The sequence below is a fragment of the Mangrovimonas sp. sgz306409 genome (assembly GCF_059735265.1).
Map to the genome: position 1 here is coordinate 237,120 of NZ_JCAPEU010000001.1, position 18,071 is coordinate 255,190.

The window sequence follows — 18,071 nt, forward strand, 5'->3', positions numbered from 1 at the left end:
TTCTTCTATGGGAAAATATATCTATAAATACAGGTTACAGCTATTTTTAATCGTTTTATATCTAGCCTTAAGCCTTTCCATATTTTTATGGTTTATAGATTAACTCTCACAAAACTCTTCAAAAAAGGGCAGCCCATTGGCTGCCCTTTTTTTTTGTAGTCAATTTTCAATAGTAAGATAGATTATGTTCTTAGCAATAGTTCTCGATACAAAATTCTTTTCAAGAATTTCACTCGAACTGACGTTTCTACCACTCATTTAAAACCACACTGGAATACCTTCCATCACTTCGAGCCTGCAAGCCGCAGGTTGGTGATTGGTCGGCATGATAATGCTGAACAATCGTATCGAGAAGCCATTTAAACTTACATATACCCCTCAAACAAACCTTAAATTATTAGCATCTCTTTAAGAGAATATCCTTTGAATTTTTATAGATTTAGAACCTAAACTTTGAAACTATGAAAAAACGATTTTTTATGGTCTTGGCATTGGCGAGTTTTGGCCTAAATGCCCAAACCAACTCCGAACTTACCAAACACTTCGAAGCCTATTATAAACAAATGAAAGAACATGGGGATGTGCAAGGAGTGATTAACGCCCTAACACATTTGGACGTGCTCAAGCCTACCCAATCACGCAAAGACACCCTAGCCTACATTTACGTGTCCGAGGGACGCTATATGGAAGCTTTAAACACTATTGGAATTGATAAAAACCAAAACGATTCCAACCTCAACACCGAAGTAAAGGCTATTGCCCTTAAAGCCATCAACCAACCACAGCGAGCTTTGGAACATTATGAAGTCTTATTTGCTAAAGAACCTAATCCATATTTGGCTTATGAAATTGCCGACCTAAAAATGCAGGTTCAGGATCTTGCGGGCGCCAAAACCAGTGTAGAATATGGATTGGCTAATGCCACAGAAGATATGAAACGTACCTATTACGAATCTCAGCCACCTTACCAAGCTTCTTTAAAAGCAGGATTTTTATACCTAAAAGGCATTTTGGTATTCAATGAAAATAAAGATGAAAATGTTGAAAGTGCTCTTGCTTTGTTAAACCACGCTTTGGTAGTAGACCCAAGTTTTAAATTGGCCCAATTGGCCAAGGATGCCTTGTTATCTAGACAGCCGAAGTCGTAAGAAGGAGAAACCTACTTTGTCATTGACTGCGTCGAATCTTCTGTTTCAAAATGAAGTGGAACGCAATGAAGAATCTATTTAACAGCAACTAGATTCCTACTTCGTTGTAATGACAAATAACCTATAGTCACTTCGAGTAGGTGTTCAGAATGGAATGAAGAACAACGGTATCGAGAAGTCTTGGAGATTCATTCCTTAGTTCTCGATACAAAATCCTTTACAAGAATTTCACTCGAACTGACATGTTCGAATTACAATAAAACAAAAAAGGCGTTGGAACATCCCAACGCCTTTTTTATAAAATTTTGTTTGACTTTCGTCTTACCAAATTCTTACACGATCTTCTGGTGCCACATACATTGGGTCACCTTCTTTGATGTCGAAAGCTTCGTAAAACGCATCGATGTTTTTCAATGGCTGTGTAGCTCTTACTTGACCTGGAGAGTGCGTATCTGTTTTGATACGGGTTCTCAAAGCATCTTCTCTCATTAAAGTTCTCCAAACTGTAGCCCAAGACATGAAGAAACGTTGCTCTGGAGTAAATCCGTCAATGTTCTCTGGTCTACCATTCTTTTCTATATCCAATTGAAGGGCATCATAAGCTCCCAATACACCACCTAAATCTCCAATGTTTTCACCAAGAGTAAAGGCACCGTTAATGTACACGCTATCCAATACTTCAATAGCACTGTATTGCTCTGCCAATTGGTTACCACGCTTAGTAAACTCTTCCAAGTCTTGTTCTGTCCACCAGTTTTTAAGGTTTCCATCCCCGTCGAAACGTGATCCAGAATCATCAAAAGAGTGAGAGATTTCGTGACCAATTACAGCTCCAATACCACCGTAGTTTACAGCATCATCCGCATCGAAATTATAGAAAGGTGGTTGCAAGATAGCCGCAGGGAACACAATTTCGTTGTTCATTGGGTTGAAGTATGCATTCACGGTTTGTGGCGACATTCCCCATTCTTTCTTATCTACAGGCTCTCCAATTTCAGAAAGATTCTTTTGGTTAGACCAATCTGCAACAGCCATCATGTTTTGGAAATAACCATTACCTTCTTTAACGGCCATTTTAGAATAATCTTCCCACTCATCTGGATAAGCGATCTTAATGGTCATTTTACCCAATTTCTCAACGGCTTTTTCCTTAGTTTCGGCAGACATCCAATCCAAGGCTGTAATTCTGTTTTGGAAGGCAGTAATCACGTTCCGGATCATATCTTCAGCTTTTGTCTTAGCTTCTGGTGGAAACTTGGCATCTACATACAATTTCCCTACAGCTTCACCAGCAGCGCGGTCTACAGTACCCAAAGCACGCTCGTCAGCTGGTTGCATTTGCTTAGCACCATTCAACGTTTGCTCATAAAACTCCCAGTTAGCTCTTTCAATTCCGGTAGTCAAATACCCAGCCAAACCATCTAAAGTTTCCCAAACCATCAAAGTTTTGATATCTTCAATAGAAGTAGTCGTCAAGAAGTTTTGAACAGCAGCCATGTACTTAGGCTGCATTACATTTACAGTATCAAGAGACTTTTCAATTCCCATATCTTTAACAAACTTAGCCCAATCGATAGCAGGAGTCATCGCTTGCAAATCAGCAAAGGTGGTTGGGTTATTAAAGTTTCTAGCATCACGTCTTGCTACTTTATCCAATCTAGGCTCTGCCAATTGGGTTTCCATAGCCAAAATCTTGTCGGCAGCAGCTTTTGCAGTGGCTTCATCATAGTTAATGAACTGCAACATTCTAGCAATGTGCGCTACGTATTTTTGACGGATTTCCTGAGATTTCGCATCTTGATCTAAATAGTAATCACGTTGCAAACCTAAACCTCCTGGTACTACCCAAGCAATGTTCATTGAACTGTTGTTCAAATCGGCAGAAGCACCAATCCCTACAAAAGGAGCGGCAACACCTGTAGTTTTAGCATACACCGTTTGCATATCTGCCAAAGATTGGATACCGTTAATAGCCTCCAATAAAGGTTGAATTGGTGCAATTCCTGCAGCATTACGCGCCACAGTATCCAATTCGGTTTCATAAATTAAAAGCGCCTTCTTTTGGTCAGTTCCTTCTGCATAAGTTCCCAACTCTTTAGAAGTATTCACGATTTCAAGGACATCTTGTCTTGTATCTTTTCTCAATTGTGTAAACCCTCCCCATCCTGTTTCGTCATCTGGTATTTGGGTATTTTTCATCCAATTACCATTTACATAATTGTAAAAGTCATTCTTAGGGCTTACAGAAGGGTCCATATTCTCAAGAATGATTCCTGGAACCTTTTCTTCTGCCATAGCAGTCTCCCCAACCTTGGCTTCTTCTTTACAAGAAGTAAATGCTGCCAAACTTAGTACAGACACTGCCAATACATGTTTCATATTGGTATTCATAAATAAATAGTTAAAAAAATAGGGTTAAAATTAGTTATATAAGAAGTTTTGAAATTGCATTTGTTACATATTAACAGAACTTTATATGTTAAAATTGAAGTTCTTCCAAAAGTTTACTCAGGTCTGCCCACATTATTGGCATCCTTTTCAAATTTTTTGTTGATTTGAAGATTAAGATTGGCCAAGGCTTCCAAAAATTCCTTGATATCCTGAAGCAACTCTTTCTTAGACACATTATCCAATTCAGTAGCGCCGTTCAACTTTAACAATTTAGTTTCCAAAGCGGTCACCCTTGCCTGGATCACATTGGTCTTTACTGACTCCGGAATTCCTGCCTTAAACTCTCCTACAAACACCTTCACAATAGAATCTGATCCCGCAAAAAACGACAAGTCCCCTTTTTTCAGGAAGTCGGCTTGGGTATTCAATTCGTGTAATTTTTCCCAATCGGCCACTTTGGTCTGCGAACTGGAATTGAGCATATAATCGGTAAAATCAAGAGCTTCAATATCCTTGGAAGTAATTTGGTTGGGGTCTACCTTCGTCTCGTTTACAATTACGGTTTGCGTTTCAGAATCGCCTCCGCATGAAACCGCCAAAAAAACAGTGCAGCACAACAAGGCTGTTTTTAGAATTTGCATATTTCGTAGCTATTAACCTAATTAAAATCAGGTCACAAATATAGCGAATCTAATCTTCAGAGTGCTTATGTTAAAGCACACATATATTTCAATATTCTATTTTTCGGACACTATATTCTTATTACTTTTGCAAAAAATTCAAATATCTACAGTTTATGTCATCAAAAATATTAATCATTGGCGCTTGCGGGCAAATAGGATCTGAATTAACAACGAGACTTCGTAGCATTTATGGAAACGACAATGTGATTGCCAGCGATATCAATTACAACAATCTTGATGTGGTAAACTCTGGGATATTTGAAATTGTAGATGCACAGGATTATGGATCGATCAAGATTTGTGTTGAAAAATACCAAATCGATACCATTTACCTAATGGCCGCCATGCTAAGTGCTACTGGGGAAAAATACCCAATGAAAGCCTGGGATTTGAACATGGACTCCCTATTCCACGTATTGAACTTAGCCAAAGACGGTTTTATCAAACGTGTGTTCTGGCCTTCCAGTATTGCAGTTTTTGGTCCTACTACGCCAAAAGTAGACACGCCACAACATACGGTTATGGAACCAAGCACCGTTTACGGAATCACCAAGCAAGTTGGGGAGCGCTGGTGTGAATACTACTTCAACAAATATGGTGTAGATGTGCGAAGCATCCGTTACCCTGGTATCATCAGCTGGAAAACCTTGCCTGGCGGAGGCACCACCGATTATGCAGTGGAAATTTACCACAAAGCTTTGGCTGATGGCACTTACGAATGTTTCCTTTCGGAAGAAACCGAATTGCCGATGATGTTTATGGACGATGCTATTAATGCCACCGTAGACTTGATGCAAGCCGATGCCGACAGACTTACCATCCGTTCTTCTTATAATGTAGCTGCAATTAGTTTTACGCCTGCGCAATTGGCTGAAGAAATTAAAAAGCACATTCCTGATTTCAGCATTTCTTACAACCCTGATTTCAGACAGGCCATTGCGGATAGCTGGCCAAAGAGCATTGACGACTCTATCGCTAGAAACGACTGGAATTGGTCACACTCTTTCGATATGTCGAAAATGACCGAGGAAATGTTGACGAATTTAGCTAAAATCCAAAGCGAAAAAGACGCTAACTAAATAGCTCTAATTTCCATAATTTTTTCATCGAAGTCCTCTTTATAATTGGATCGAGCCTTGATGCGCGCCTTGTAGGTATAGATTGTAGACACGGTAAGTTCCAAAAATTGGGCAATTTGGCTACTGTCCTGTATCCCCAAACGGTAAAGTGCAAAAATACGTAGCTCGGTATTTAACAAATCGCCACGCTTTACAGCTGTGAGCTGATCTTCAGGGAAGAGCTTATTAAAGTCATCGATAAACGTTGGAAAGAGTTTCAGGAAGATTTCATCAAACTGATGGAACAACTGTTCGCGCTCTTCCTTGACATTGTACCGCTTTAAATTTGGGATAACCTCATTATGCTTTTTGGCAATCATCTTTTGGATGGTGCTCTTTTGAATATGGTCTATTTTATTGATAAAATCTGACGTAGCATTGATAAAATACTTGATGTATTCCTGCTTAATCGCATCAGACTCACTCAAACTTTTGTTCATTTCCTGCAACTTGGCATAAGAATCGGCCATTGCTTTTCTGGACTTATTTCGAACCTGAAGCTGTTTGAAGATAATCACCAAAAACACGATAATAATTACCGAAAGGACTGTCAATAATATAACAATGCTCGCCAGTTTATTGTTTTGGCTTTCTACCTTGTTCAACTGTGCTTTTTCGATAATGGGCAGAATTTTCGATATCTCAATTTTTCGGTGTCGCGCATTATAAAAGGTAGCATCTTCCATGGCCAATCCAATATAGCGGTTGGCCTTCTCCAAATCGCCCATTTTAAACAGCTCATTGGCCAAGTTTCTGAGGGCTACCGTTTCTTTGGTAGCATGCTTCACATCGGCAATTGCCGCTAAAGCCAAATATTCAATTGCCTTTTGAGGATAGCCTTCTTCCGAGTAAATATATCCCAAACTAGAGGTGGCAATCCCATAATATTCTGATGGCAACTGGAAATTGTTAATCCAATATTTAAAGGCGAATTCCGCCCCTTCCCAATCCTGCTGTTTCATGCGCTTCAAACTCTCGGTAGCCCAATATTCGTTGGTGTTGGGTTCTGCCAACTCTAAGGCCCTTTCCAAAAATTGCGTGCCTTGTTGGATGTAGTGAATGCTAAAACGTTCGTCCTTGTTATAATCGGCAAGGTCGTAGTAAGATCTGGCCTTTACAGCATAATACTGAAACTGGGAATTTCTATCCAACTCTCCAACATCAACACTATTAAGCGTATCCAAAGCCTCCTTGAACAAACCGGAAGACATCAATACAAAGCCTTCCTTGATCTTGGCCTTGTCCAATAATTGGGAATCCTGCAACACCAAGGCCCTAGCTTTGGCCTTGTCCAAAAAATGGTATGCCGAATCGTACTTAAACGATCGGTATTCATTGAACAACTTTAAATAGGTATCGTAAAGATTGTGATTATCCTGGCTTAGTGTATGCTTTTTGACCTCATTTTTTAAAGCATCTATTGTGGCATACTTTTCTTTGATATAGAGCTCCTTTTGTCCCAACACCTCATCCAACTGCTCCAAAACAGGCAGTTCTTTTACGGTGAAAGACGCAAACATAAAACTCAAAAAAAGTAATGCAATAATTCTGTAGGCCATGCAAGTTATTTAAATCCCTCTAAGGGTTACTCAAGAAAACCTTCAAAAGGATGGCCTAAAATACACAATTTTTAATGATACACTCCAAAAATTGATGTTTTCACAATACAACTTTACACGATTTACTTCAAAAGAAAACCGCTATTTCTGCGGTTTCCATAACTTAATTATTTTAAAAAATAACTCATTTAAGAACTACTGTCCCTCTTTAATATAGCTCCAACCTTGTTGCTGCTTTTCTACAATTTCTAAAATCCCATCTGGAACCGTCCTTACCCCCGTAATCAAATCGGAGTCCTTGGCATTGTAACGCTTCATGGTTCCTTGGCAAATCACAAAATCGACATTGTCCTTTTTTGCTAAAGTTTCCAATTCCTCTGCCACTACAGATTTATCCTTTAACACCATTTCCATAGCCCCACTATACATCACTACCTCAAACTTTGAATTAGGATAAGCCTGAGACATGGCCTTTACATGCCTAACCGTGGATTGATGCACCTTGGTATTTGGACTCGTAACATCAAATACTATTTTCACAGGTGTTTGCTGTGCCAACATTATCATGGTAGATAACAGGAAGACACATGCTGCTTGAATGATTGCTTTCATAATCCTAATATTTTATTCCCCAGCGAAAATATAGCCACAGCCATTTTCTTGAGCACGACCTAAAGCCCACACTCCAGAAGGCACCAACTGAATACCTGGAAGTACTCCATTTACCCATTCCTGATAAGTTTCCTTAGGATCTAAGCCCATCTTTATGGCTGCTGCCCCACTATACACTTGAATGGCTAGATCGCATACACAAAATAAAGCACCACGCTCCTGCAAGCGCTTGATACCTTCAATTTGTGCCATTGGAAAATCGCCTTCCTGTGGCGCATAATACGGATTTCGTGTATATGCATTACCACTGCTCATATTCACTTTAAACATGTCTCCAAAGGAATATTTCTGCCACAATTTGTCTTCCATAGCCAGAGGTATCGCATCATGACGTAGCACTGTAACCGCTGTCATTTCCTTATCCAACACCCCCATACTGTTATTACTGAGGTAATATGCCCAGTTCCAAATAATAGGAAAACCGTGATGCGGCTTAGATCCATCATATACAATGCGATGGGTTCCCTTGATATTTTTGAACCACTCTTCCGCCTCTGAAAGTTTCTTGGTATCATCCATTGGAATATTGGCATAAATAGGATTGGTAAGTACCGAAAGGGTACTTGCTGTAGCCCCAAGGGCCAGGGCCCCTAGAAATTGTCGTCTTGAATTGCTTTTGGCTGTTTTCATAATTATTTGTTTTTGGTTATGTTATGTGTGTTTTTATAGTATTCCATAATGGGCTGAAAAGGTCCCATTTGGTGTTGTTCCACAGGAAAATCATCGGCATAAGGAGGATAAGGGGTAGATACTGGCTTTTTTAGAAGATCTGGAAAGTCCTTTTCGGGATTGGCTTTTTGGGGACGCTCCTGTTGGTTGATATACCCTGCCACATCGTACGCTTCTTCATCTGTCAATACAGGGGCATTATGTTTCGTTCCAAAAGGCATATTGGCCTTTATAAACTGGGCCGAAGTAATCACCCTAGCCATTCCTGCTCCATGATTAAAGGAGTCGTCTCCCCACAAAGGCGGATATAGATAGGTATAACCGTTGGCATCCATCACTCCTTTTCCACTTGGGGTATGGCAAACCGCACAGTTTTTTGCAAACACCTCTTTACCATGCTCCAGATCGACAGCGCGATTGGGAATAAAAATCTTTACAAATCCCTGTCCTTTTATCTTCCCATCCTCCGGCGCAAATCTGCTTAACCATTCCAAATACTTTACCAAGGCTTGCATTTCCTTGCTCTCCTCGGGAAGCATCTTACCATTCATACTACGCTCAAAACAACCATTAATGCGTTCTTGGATGGTTCCCATTTTGTTTTCGCGTCCACGGAATTGCGGAAACCGTTGAACGATTCCTATCAATGGTGCCGAATAGGCTTTGGTCCCCGAATTGAGATGGCAATTTTTACAGGCCAGCCTATTTCCTTGGTACACCATATCGGCATTTCCATTATCAGGTCCCAGATACCTTGGGGTTTGATTGAACAATTGATACCCAAATTTTATGACGGCATCTTCTTCAGAATCACCTAAAGTAGTAGGATCGTAATTCTGGGCATAGACATCAAGTTTGGTTTCAATAGGAGCTATCAAAGGCTCTACCTCATGTTTTCCACACCCCTTTACAAGAAGAAAAGTAATTGCACTTGTCAATACTATAACAAGACCGCAATACAAAATACTTTTATTCCTTGAACGACTAAGCTTATGTTCCGAGGGCTCACCCATGAATACGTTCTAAAAATGCAACGGGTTAAATTGAAGGTATCTTTGAGACTTATAAGCAGGAAAAAATAAGGTTTGGGGTAGACTATTGGTTCACCTTTTTTAAAGATGAAAACTATTAGGAAGGGATTATGTTCTTCTAATTTACAAAAAAAGCGGTTTGTTTTACAAATTCTCCTACTTTTTTAATTTGGGTCCAATTGCAACATAAAAGACAATGTACGAGGATAATAGCATTGCTTATTATCGCAAGCTTGATAGCTCAAAGTTCCTTTCCACGGAATGGAATCCTTCGGAATTTCAGCAATATAAAATTCAAGTTGCACAATTAATGTCCCTGAAAAGACTTGTAATGGCTCCTTGATACCTATCAAGGAAATTTTATGTGGTTTGGGAAAATACACAGAAACATCAGACAATAGACTCCTTGTTTCCATGTTTAAGGTTGAAGGTATCACCCAATACAAAACACCAGTATTAGCTTGAATATGATAGCCCTCAGCAATTAAAAATTGGAGTTGAATTGTATTTTTTCCTTTCTGTATTTGGTATCCCGTATCCTGAATTTGCACCCATTGGGTTTGGGCATTTGTAGACCAAGAAACACCAATGAAAAATAAAAGGAATAACTTAATGTTTTGAAAGCAGCTCATCAAGCCGTGACTTAAGAGCCAAAAGTTTGGCATCAAAGTTTTTGGAATCCAAAAGCGACATAAATTGAATTTTGCCTTCTGGATCTATTAACAAATTAGAAGCCAACATCACTTCATCTCTAGCCAAATCCGGCAATACCCCCTCAGGGGCAAAACTAGCTGCTACAACACCATCTTCGTCCAACAATACGGGAAATGGAAAATCAAACCGATCCTGTAACTTTTCCTGCACCAAAGTCTGAGGCTCTTTTACATCAATAATTAAAACCTTTACATTTTTGGAGGCATACTCATTGGCCAACTCTACCAAATAGGGTGCTTCGGCATTACAAAATGGACACCAAGTAGTGGCGATATGCAACACCAAATAACTTCCATTATAAGAAGACATTTCAACTGTATTGCCTTTTAAGTCCTTAAGAGTGAAATCAGGGGCAGCTGTACCCACAAAAGAAGACTCCTTTTGTTGGGCTTGGAGAGATACCATGCAAAAGAAACATATCCCCCAACAAATCATTAATCGTTTCATAAGCTATTGATTTACAGGAGCCACACAAAGTTACTCAATTTATATAAACTACTGTAAATCAACAACCAAACACCTCTAAACAAGGTTCATTTCCATTTTTAGAAGAAATGCTAATGCTTTTTACCCTTGCCTTTTGATTGCTTTTTACCGGCTCCCTTGCCCTTTTTGGAATTGGCACTGTTCTTAAGCTGATGGAACTCTGCCGAGCCTGGCTTGATTCCCATTTGTTTGGCAATATAGCCCCACCCTTTGCTTTTATGGGTTTCATAGCAAACTAGCACATCATTTAAAGGTTTTCTTGTGATTTTTGCAATTTCGAGCGCCAAATACACTTCACCAAAAGCCATATGCAAATTGCCCGTCATATACTCAATGCTCTTTTCAGACACATTGTAAGACAATTTCATATCGGTTTTAAAGGCTCCAAAATCGGCACTCGCACGTGCATTGATGGAATTTAAGTCGGTATCTAATTGAACACTGCCCGTTTTGAAAGAAATTTGGGCAGTGGCAGAAAAGAAGCTGAAAGCCAGCATCCACATACATAACTGTTTCATAAGTAGGTTTTATTGGTTATAAATTATTCAAATGTCCATTAGGTGTTGGGGCACCTAAAAGACGTGTACAATATAACCAAATTTCTTACACAAGAACATATTTATGCCTGCCACCCTAGAATGGCTTCAACATCCCTATGTGAAACACCTATGGAAACTTATTCAAAAACCTGCTTTAATTCGGCAAACAACTTCTGTTCGTTTTCGCTAAACTGTTCGCCACCAAACCCAAGAAAACCACCTTCCTTAGCAGTATTGGCAACGGTTTCGGCAATATTTAGTACCCAAGTTTTATAATCGTTCACGACCGTTTCGGGTTCTTTTTCCTTTACAATTGACAAGGCCTTTTTACAATCTTCCAATACCAAATTGGCCAAACCTTCTTTGGAATTGACCTGAGCTTCCTTGATACGGTTTACAAACTGCTTGCGCTGTTCACTGGCATCAGACATGGCTTCTTTGGCTGCTTCCGGATCTGGAATAATGGCTGTAATCAATGGATTGCTAGCGTAGGTTTCCTTGGCGCCCATCATACTTCGGACGGTTGCAAACAACTCTTTACCAGACCCCACAATACCACTAAATCCTGCACTAGCCATAGTAGCGCCTACCAACTGCGGAATGGATGCCACTACATGCCATTCTTCTTCTGTGTAATTATCTAATTTTCCCATGGAAATTGACTTTAAGAATTAAAATCCTAAAGATAAAATAATTACATAACAATCTGATTAAGTGATAGTTAAAGATTAAAATAAACGCTTAATTTTAAACCATTCTGTATAACAGCTTAATTTCATGAACAAGAGACATGTAGCCAAAAACCAAGAGCACATTATTTCTCATAATCGGTAACCGAACCCCAATTCTCACCACTTTTTATGCGATACAACTGCATTTCTGAAATCCCAAATTGTTTGGCAATCATTTTCATGCGTGTACGCCGATTGGGATCGTGAATTTTACGTTTAATGAGTTTTACCTTGGCCTCTGAGAGTTTGGAATAGGTTCTTTTACGAGAGCCCGTTTTATATTCCGGATTGCTAAACTGATGTCGTTCCTTTTCTTTTTTGGTTGCCCATTTTAAATTGAGCACTCTATTGTCGGTTTTGTCATAATTAAGATGAATGACATAAAGACCGTCCCCTTGTTCCAAAAAGTGTTGTGCTACAAGTTTATGCACATAGCGGCTAGTAGCTTTTCCGCTGTGTTTTTGTTTGACCCGTAAATTCTGATACCCATTGATATAGGTTTTATTGACCAATACCTCTTCGTCTCCTTTGCAGTTAATCACCCGCCCATAATTGGAAATCTTAAACTTTTCATTATCCGCAATCTTGTCGTCGAAGGTAATGGTCTTCCACTCCTCCTTCCAATTGTTCGTTATCATATTTGTAAAATCTTAGCATGTATGAGGCTAAATATAAGCATTTTACAATATCCAACACAAAAGATTCCAATTAGTTAGCAAAGCAATGTTGTTTTCCAAGAACCAAAACGAGGCGCTCGAAATATTAATTGTCACCCCAAATTCAACCCAAAAAAAACGAATAGCCTATTGGACATACCTGTAATGCCCTATGATTTTAAAATCAAACAAACAATCCTCTAACACCTGGCCACCACCGATATTATGTACTATCAAATATCGTTTGCCATCAGAAGATTTTTTATTTACCACAATGCCTATGTGTGTAATGGCACCGCCCAAATTCCAACACACAATATCTCCTGGCACATAATCTTCAGCATTTTGGGAAATTGGTTTACTCGCACCTTTTCTACCAAAAAAGGTCATTAGGTTAGGCACCCTTCTGTGGTCAATATTCTTATCGGTACTTTTTAAGCCCCAAATATTGGGATAGCTTGAAAAGTTCGCTTTCATATCCTCATGCACTTCCTTCTGCAAATCTACACCAACCTGTCTATAGGCCCTTATCACCACATCGGTGCACACACCCTTATCACTTGGTACATCCCCATTAGGATAAGGAATTGAAAAATAACTAGGATCGTAAGTCACCTTTTGCTTGGTCAGATCCAAAGCACAGTCAGACAAGGCCAGAGCGGAAACAGCTGTTTGCGAAAAACAAATAGTTACCGCTGCCAAAAAGAATAGAATTACAACTTTCTTCATTATCAAAAACAATTTATGATTCTTAAAGATAACCAATATCTTGAAAGTCTATTACGGCACAAAAAAAGCATCAGCTACAGACTGATGCTTTATAACAGTTTTCGAATATTATTTTAATCTCTTTCTATTCTGATGCTTGAAGTGCGATCGTTCCAATCGTCATCGGTTAGACAGCTGACATCATTATAGTAGGTTCTGCTGCGCCCACCATAACGCTCATTTTGGTATATGGTAATTTTATATCCACGAGGGACTTCAATAGATGACAGATTATCATTTCCTATTCCCAATTCATCGTGATCGTAACGCCCTTCTCCCAAAGTGATGTTACCTCCTTTAAAACCACAATCTTTGTAGAGAGTTACACCTCTACCATAATCACGACTATCATGACTGGAATGGTGACTACTGTTAGAATGATGGCTACTGGAACTACTTCCTCCAGAACATAGAGATGAATTCACTTTTGTTACCGCAGAAACCCTATCGTTATGCACCGTCATCAACAAACACTTATCGTTCCTTTCATGCAGCCAATACAAGGAAATTACAGAAGAGCCATAACTTTTTACCACTTTATACCCATGGTCCTGTAATCTGGTTGAAGCCCTAGGTTCGTCCATACCCCTCAAATCCGATAAGTTCACATCGTCCCTGTCATAACTGGAATGACTAGAACTACCGCCATTTTTTCCACAATCAAAATCCGGTGATTTTACCACAGAACGCACACGGCCATCTACAAGGCGTACGGTTACACACTGACTCTTTCTGCTGTTCCACCAATTCTGGTAAATACCATTTGAAGATTTATCCACATTTTCCAAGTGATAGCCCCTGTCTTTCAAGACTTCTTCTGAAGAGGACCCTCGCATATCTACGATGTCTTTGAGGTCATAGGCCGTATCCTGCCCAAATACCACTGCCTGAAGCAATAGCACTGCCAACAATAAAATATGTTGCTTTGTTTTCATAAGGTTGTGTATTAAAAGTTGCATAAAACGTTATGTAGGAAATCAAAACTCAAGGCAAATGCTATTAATACAAACCGTACAGAACTGCAAAAACTAAGGAAACATAGAGAAGTCGGGGCTGTTCAGCTTAAGAAATGCCAACACCATACAGCCTCCTAAAATTAGTGAATTCTAAACTAAAAAAGAAACTTTTTTTCTTACAATATGATTCATAAAAACCTATTAAAAAGCAAATTAAAACTGAATAACTACTATTTAAGGCAACACCACTGCAAGCAAACTATCAATATATGTTTGTTGGGTACGCTTATACTCATTGGCCTGCCTGCTTCTTAACTTATAGCTATATGGAATGGAGTCGCCTTTATAAAAATATTTCCCGGTCTCCTCATAAATACCCATCCAATTCTCAGGCGGTAGAATACGGATATCGTTTCTGGAAATAAGCGACGGATTTAGATGTACAATATTGCTGTTTACAAGCCATTCTTTACCAAAGAGTCCCTTTCTGCTAAAATTGTCCAAAGAATTTTCATCGGCATCGTAGAGCACAAAAATATAATTCTCATCGGTCGCTATATGGATGTCAGCACTACTGCTGGAATAGCTGTACAATAGGTACCCTCCCCCAAGCAGCAGCAGTTCAGCCAACATGAGTAGAAAATAGTTTATTTGGTGTACAAGAAAGCGGTCTATGGCATACAAGCAAAGAATGAATAACGTTGTTGGGACGGCGACAATAGGATAGATAATAGCAGGACTCTCTAGCGTAAACCCTTTGTAAATGGCCAATATACTCAAGCCAATACTTAAAAGGGCTACCAAGGTGAGCAAGGTAACAGGATACAACAGCCGTTTAAGAGTGTTTAAAACTGACATGCCTAAATATTGTATTGAAAACCTTACTTAAAGATACGCAATAGATAGGAGTTCTATTATCAAAATATGCCTTTGTTCAGGGTGAAGCAAACTTTGCACAAGTTTCCCCGTAAATCAAGATATTTCCGAATAGGAGTTAGAGGGCAGTACCTAGAAGTGAGATAGACGCCCTACTGTTTGTAAGCTGTTACCACTGTCTCGATACAGATTTCCTGCGGAAATCCACTCGAACTGACGATTCCCATTCTCCTAACACCCAAGCAGCGCAAAGCTAACACCTACGTCTCTTCTAGTAGTTGCACAGAATGACAATGAAGTGCAACTGTATCGGGAAGCCATGAAAAGGCCTTATTTAAAAGTTAACAACCTAGAGGACAATTACAGCTACAAAACCCATAACCCTGGCAATTGAATTACAATTTTATAAGGGAATGCGGTAAATAGGATTGAGCTATAACGCTACCCCAACTAACAATTTTAAGTTCTACCCTTTACAATAATAATCAGTAACACAAAAACTCACACAATACTCTTGATCAAACAAATCTACAAATGCCAACAAACATGATTATTTATAGATAATTGAAAACGAATTAACGCTGTTTATAGAAATGCCCACCCTTTTTGCCGGCTCCCATTTAGCATTTTTAACAAACTCTCTTATCCTATTTTCAAACAAGTCGCGATATTTTTCGTTATCGGGATTTGCGAAACTTTTTCAGGCGTGCTGTTTTCATCTTCATTTGTAGAAAAGCCAATAAAATTTACCAGAATTGTTAATAGTGCTAATCTTAAAATAGTTTTCATAAAGTTGGTTTTCATTTAGTAATTTATTCAGGGGTCAATATATTCTTGAGGCAAGCAACAATAATAAATTACACTATAGCCACGCATTTTCAATGCTTAAATATATAAGAATTTTCATAACAATTGCATTCCAAAACTTTATATATAAACATGCCAATTCCAGCAGCACAAAATTACTTGAGTTTTTGGCTGCTGGCTTCGGCTTTCATCACTATATCTCAGGGAAAAGATACTTCTTAAGGCACTAGGCCGCCGACCCCTGTTTAAGGGCCAGCATACTGTTTTGCAACAGATACTTGTTAATAAGGTTTTTAGGGTAACATATTACCCGCCCCAACTTTATGTAGGGGATCCGCCCATCCTTTCGGTAGCGGTAGAGCGTACTGGAACTAATGTTCAACAAAGCCATTACATCTTCAGAGGTAAGCCAATCTTCCTTTTGGGCCAGTTTCAGGTTGAATACCAACTGACCCTGATCCGCAATGGGCACTGTGTGTCTTGGGTTTTGCATAACGTTTATTTGAGTTGGTTAACATACCCTAAGATATTCATTTTCAACACGTCACCACAAAACACTCTTGTTTATTATCAACAACTTATTGTTTATAAGTGAGTTAGGGTTAGTTAAGTATAAAAGAGCTTAGAAAAGAAGAATATGCATTGAGAAGGTATCGAACGAAGCCCAACGATGCGCCAACAAATCAAGCAATAGCACAACTGTCATTCCGACGAAGGAGGAATCCCATCTAAGGCCAATGGATGCTTCATCGCATTGTGCTCCACTATGAAATCCAAGATACCACGCATATAATGACAAAACAATTTTGGAATTTGTTTCAAAGTTACAGGGGCTCATAACACACATACCCCTAATGCGACACCATTTTCAACCCTACAATGGAAGCAATTAAAGTAGTAATGAAGAAGAGCCTCCAGAAAGTTGCGGGTTCCTTAAACACCAAGATACCCACCAACACGGTACCAACGGCCCCTATGCCCGTCCAAACGGCATAGGCTGTACCAATGGGCAGCTGTTTGGTAACCTTAACCAAGAGAAACATACTAATGGCCAAACACACCAAAAAACCAATGTACCAATAGGTAACGTCCACGCCCTTGGCCTCCTTTGCCTTTCCCAAACAGGCCGCAAAGGCCACTTCAAAAAGTCCGGCGATAATTAATAGTACCCAATTCATGGTTTGTAGTCTTGCTATATAATGGTTCTCTATTGCTATGGCTTGAGCCTAGTAACCCTATGGCAATATACACGAAATCTTAAACAAAAATAGAGGTCTCATCTTGAAAACATGAGCTGTTTACCTCAATAGCCACTAGTGATAACACAAAAAAATGTGCACCCTCCATCTCACTAATCCATACTAACTCCTCAATACTCCCAAACCCTACTTGCCCAACTGCAAAATCCTAATGGCACCCTGTACCACCAAAACAAATACAATGCTGCCAATGATCAAATCGGGTTTATTGGAGTGCAACCAGTGCACCAAAGCACCGGCTATTATAACACCTAGGTTGATGATTACATCGTTGGAAGTAAAAATCATGCTGGCTTTCATATGGGCCTCCTCCTTGCTTTTGGACTTCTGCAGCAAGTACAAACAGTAGCCATTGGCCAATAATGCCAAAACAGACACCCATATCATGGTATTAAAATCGGGAAGCTTTTCGCTGCCAAAAAAGCGGCGCAGTACTTCTGCAAAACCAATAAGGGCCAACAGTATCTGAAAATAGCCCGCTAGCTTGGCAATGCGTTTTTTGCGTACCAAAGTACCGCCCACCGCAAACAGGCTAATGCCATACACAAAGGCATCGGCCAGCATATCAAGGCTATCGGCTACCAAGCCCATCGATTTAGAAAGCAGCCCCGTAGTCATTTCAACCACAAAAAAGGCAAAGTTAATGACCAAGACGGTCCATAGCAGTTTGCTCTGGTCTTTGTGTTCGGAGAACTCGGTTTGTTCGGTAGGTTCACTGCTAATCTGTTTCCCTCCTAAATTGAGTTCTACAATAGCCTGTTCTATTTGCGCGAGGTGGCCTTCGTGAAATACGGTCAAGGCCCTATTGGGAATATCAAAATCCAGTTGCTGGATACCCGGCATGCCCTGAAGTTTCATACGGATGAGGTTCTCCTCTGAAGGGCAGTCCATTTTACTAATCTCGAAGATGGTTTTTTCCATGTACAGTTATGTTATAGGCCATGAGCCCAAACAAATATACAATTCCCCAATTGGATACCATTCAAAAGGTAGGCAATGGAAAGAGGT

The 18,071-nt window shown here is 39.6% G+C and carries 20 protein-coding genes; 2 read left to right on the forward strand and 18 right to left on the reverse strand.

Annotated elements, in window-relative coordinates; translation table 11 throughout:
* Window positions 1–461: 461 nt before the first annotated feature.
* Window positions 462–1,148 carry a tetratricopeptide repeat protein gene (locus AC6I5C_RS01050; RefSeq protein WP_497903532.1) on the forward strand — a complete coding sequence of 229 codons (687 nt, stop codon included), beginning with the start codon at window positions 462–464 and terminating at the stop codon, window positions 1,146–1,148.
* A 321-nt stretch (window positions 1,149–1,469) separates the two neighbouring features.
* Here AC6I5C_RS01050 and AC6I5C_RS01055 read toward each other — a convergent pair whose 3' ends face one another.
* On the reverse strand, window positions 1,470–3,539 hold the full coding sequence (locus tag AC6I5C_RS01055; RefSeq protein WP_497903533.1) for a M13 family metallopeptidase: 2,070 nt from the start codon (window positions 3,537–3,539) through the stop codon (window positions 1,470–1,472).
* Between the two features lie 113 nt (window positions 3,540–3,652).
* Window positions 3,653–4,180, reverse strand: a complete 528-nt coding sequence (locus AC6I5C_RS01060) for a hypothetical protein (protein ID WP_497903534.1) — start codon at window positions 4,178–4,180, stop codon at window positions 3,653–3,655.
* A 155-nt stretch (window positions 4,181–4,335) separates the two neighbouring features.
* On the opposite strand from AC6I5C_RS01060, the gene AC6I5C_RS01065 reads away from it, so the two are divergent.
* Window positions 4,336–5,301: an NAD-dependent epimerase/dehydratase family protein gene (locus AC6I5C_RS01065; protein ID WP_497903535.1), complete on the forward strand. Its 966-nt coding sequence runs from the start codon at window positions 4,336–4,338 to the stop codon at window positions 5,299–5,301.
* Here AC6I5C_RS01065 and susR read toward each other — a convergent pair.
* The 16 genes from susR to AC6I5C_RS01145 all read right to left on the reverse strand — a co-directional run bounded on the left by susR (window position 5,298) and on the right by AC6I5C_RS01145 (window position 17,984).
* Entirely contained in the window at window positions 5,298–6,899 is a 1,602-nt protein-coding gene (gene susR, locus AC6I5C_RS01070; protein WP_497903536.1) for a SusR family glycan utilization regulator, read from the reverse strand. The two genes, AC6I5C_RS01065 and susR, sit on opposite strands and share 4 nt — an antisense overlap.
* Window positions 6,900–7,094: 195 nt before the next feature.
* Window positions 7,095–7,511: a DsrE family protein gene (locus tag AC6I5C_RS01075; protein WP_497903537.1), complete on the reverse strand. Its 417-nt coding sequence runs from the start codon at window positions 7,509–7,511 to the stop codon at window positions 7,095–7,097.
* A gap of 12 nt (window positions 7,512–7,523) precedes the next feature.
* Window positions 7,524–8,201, reverse strand: coding sequence for a Tat (twin-arginine translocation) pathway signal sequence containing protein (locus tag AC6I5C_RS01080; protein ID WP_497903538.1), 678 nt, complete (start codon window positions 8,199–8,201; stop codon window positions 7,524–7,526).
* 2 nt (window positions 8,202–8,203) lie between these two features.
* On the reverse strand, window positions 8,204–9,118 hold the full coding sequence (locus AC6I5C_RS01085; protein WP_497903539.1) for a c-type cytochrome: 915 nt from the start codon (window positions 9,116–9,118) through the stop codon (window positions 8,204–8,206).
* 317 nt (window positions 9,119–9,435) lie between these two features.
* Window positions 9,436–9,903 (reverse strand): protein-disulfide reductase DsbD domain-containing protein, encoded by a 468-nt coding sequence (locus AC6I5C_RS01090; protein WP_497903540.1) that lies wholly within the window; start codon window positions 9,901–9,903, stop codon window positions 9,436–9,438.
* Window positions 9,881–10,432 carry a peroxiredoxin family protein gene (locus AC6I5C_RS01095; protein WP_497903541.1) on the reverse strand — a complete coding sequence of 184 codons (552 nt, stop codon included), beginning with the start codon at window positions 10,430–10,432 and terminating at the stop codon, window positions 9,881–9,883. Before AC6I5C_RS01095 ends, AC6I5C_RS01090 begins: the two co-directional genes overlap by 23 nt.
* A gap of 110 nt (window positions 10,433–10,542) precedes the next feature.
* Window positions 10,543–10,989: a hypothetical protein gene (locus tag AC6I5C_RS01100; protein ID WP_497903542.1), complete on the reverse strand. Its 447-nt coding sequence runs from the start codon at window positions 10,987–10,989 to the stop codon at window positions 10,543–10,545.
* 158 nt (window positions 10,990–11,147) lie between these two features.
* Window positions 11,148–11,663, reverse strand: coding sequence for a hypothetical protein (locus AC6I5C_RS01105; RefSeq protein ID WP_497903543.1), 516 nt, complete (start codon window positions 11,661–11,663; stop codon window positions 11,148–11,150).
* 161 nt (window positions 11,664–11,824) lie between these two features.
* Window positions 11,825–12,379 carry an NUMOD4 domain-containing protein gene (locus AC6I5C_RS01110; RefSeq protein ID WP_497903544.1) on the reverse strand — a complete coding sequence of 185 codons (555 nt, stop codon included), beginning with the start codon at window positions 12,377–12,379 and terminating at the stop codon, window positions 11,825–11,827.
* 165 nt (window positions 12,380–12,544) lie between these two features.
* Window positions 12,545–13,126: a DUF1287 domain-containing protein gene (locus tag AC6I5C_RS01115; protein ID WP_497903545.1), complete on the reverse strand. Its 582-nt coding sequence runs from the start codon at window positions 13,124–13,126 to the stop codon at window positions 12,545–12,547.
* A gap of 113 nt (window positions 13,127–13,239) precedes the next feature.
* On the reverse strand, window positions 13,240–14,100 hold the full coding sequence (locus AC6I5C_RS01120; RefSeq protein ID WP_497903546.1) for a beta/gamma crystallin family protein: 861 nt from the start codon (window positions 14,098–14,100) through the stop codon (window positions 13,240–13,242).
* A 255-nt stretch (window positions 14,101–14,355) separates the two neighbouring features.
* Window positions 14,356–14,979, reverse strand: a complete 624-nt coding sequence (locus AC6I5C_RS01125) for a hypothetical protein (RefSeq protein WP_497903547.1) — start codon at window positions 14,977–14,979, stop codon at window positions 14,356–14,358.
* Between the two features lie 660 nt (window positions 14,980–15,639).
* Window positions 15,640–15,786: a hypothetical protein gene (locus AC6I5C_RS01130; RefSeq protein WP_497903548.1), complete on the reverse strand. Its 147-nt coding sequence runs from the start codon at window positions 15,784–15,786 to the stop codon at window positions 15,640–15,642.
* Window positions 15,787–16,030: 244 nt separating this feature from the next.
* Window positions 16,031–16,297 carry a helix-turn-helix domain-containing protein gene (locus tag AC6I5C_RS01135; RefSeq protein WP_053976770.1) on the reverse strand — a complete coding sequence of 89 codons (267 nt, stop codon included), beginning with the start codon at window positions 16,295–16,297 and terminating at the stop codon, window positions 16,031–16,033.
* Window positions 16,298–16,655: 358 nt separating this feature from the next.
* Window positions 16,656–16,982: a DMT family transporter gene (locus AC6I5C_RS01140; protein ID WP_497903549.1), complete on the reverse strand. Its 327-nt coding sequence runs from the start codon at window positions 16,980–16,982 to the stop codon at window positions 16,656–16,658.
* A gap of 207 nt (window positions 16,983–17,189) precedes the next feature.
* Entirely contained in the window at window positions 17,190–17,984 is a 795-nt protein-coding gene (locus AC6I5C_RS01145; protein WP_497903550.1) for a cation efflux transmembrane domain-containing protein, read from the reverse strand.
* Between the last annotated feature and the right edge of the window lie 87 nt (window positions 17,985–18,071).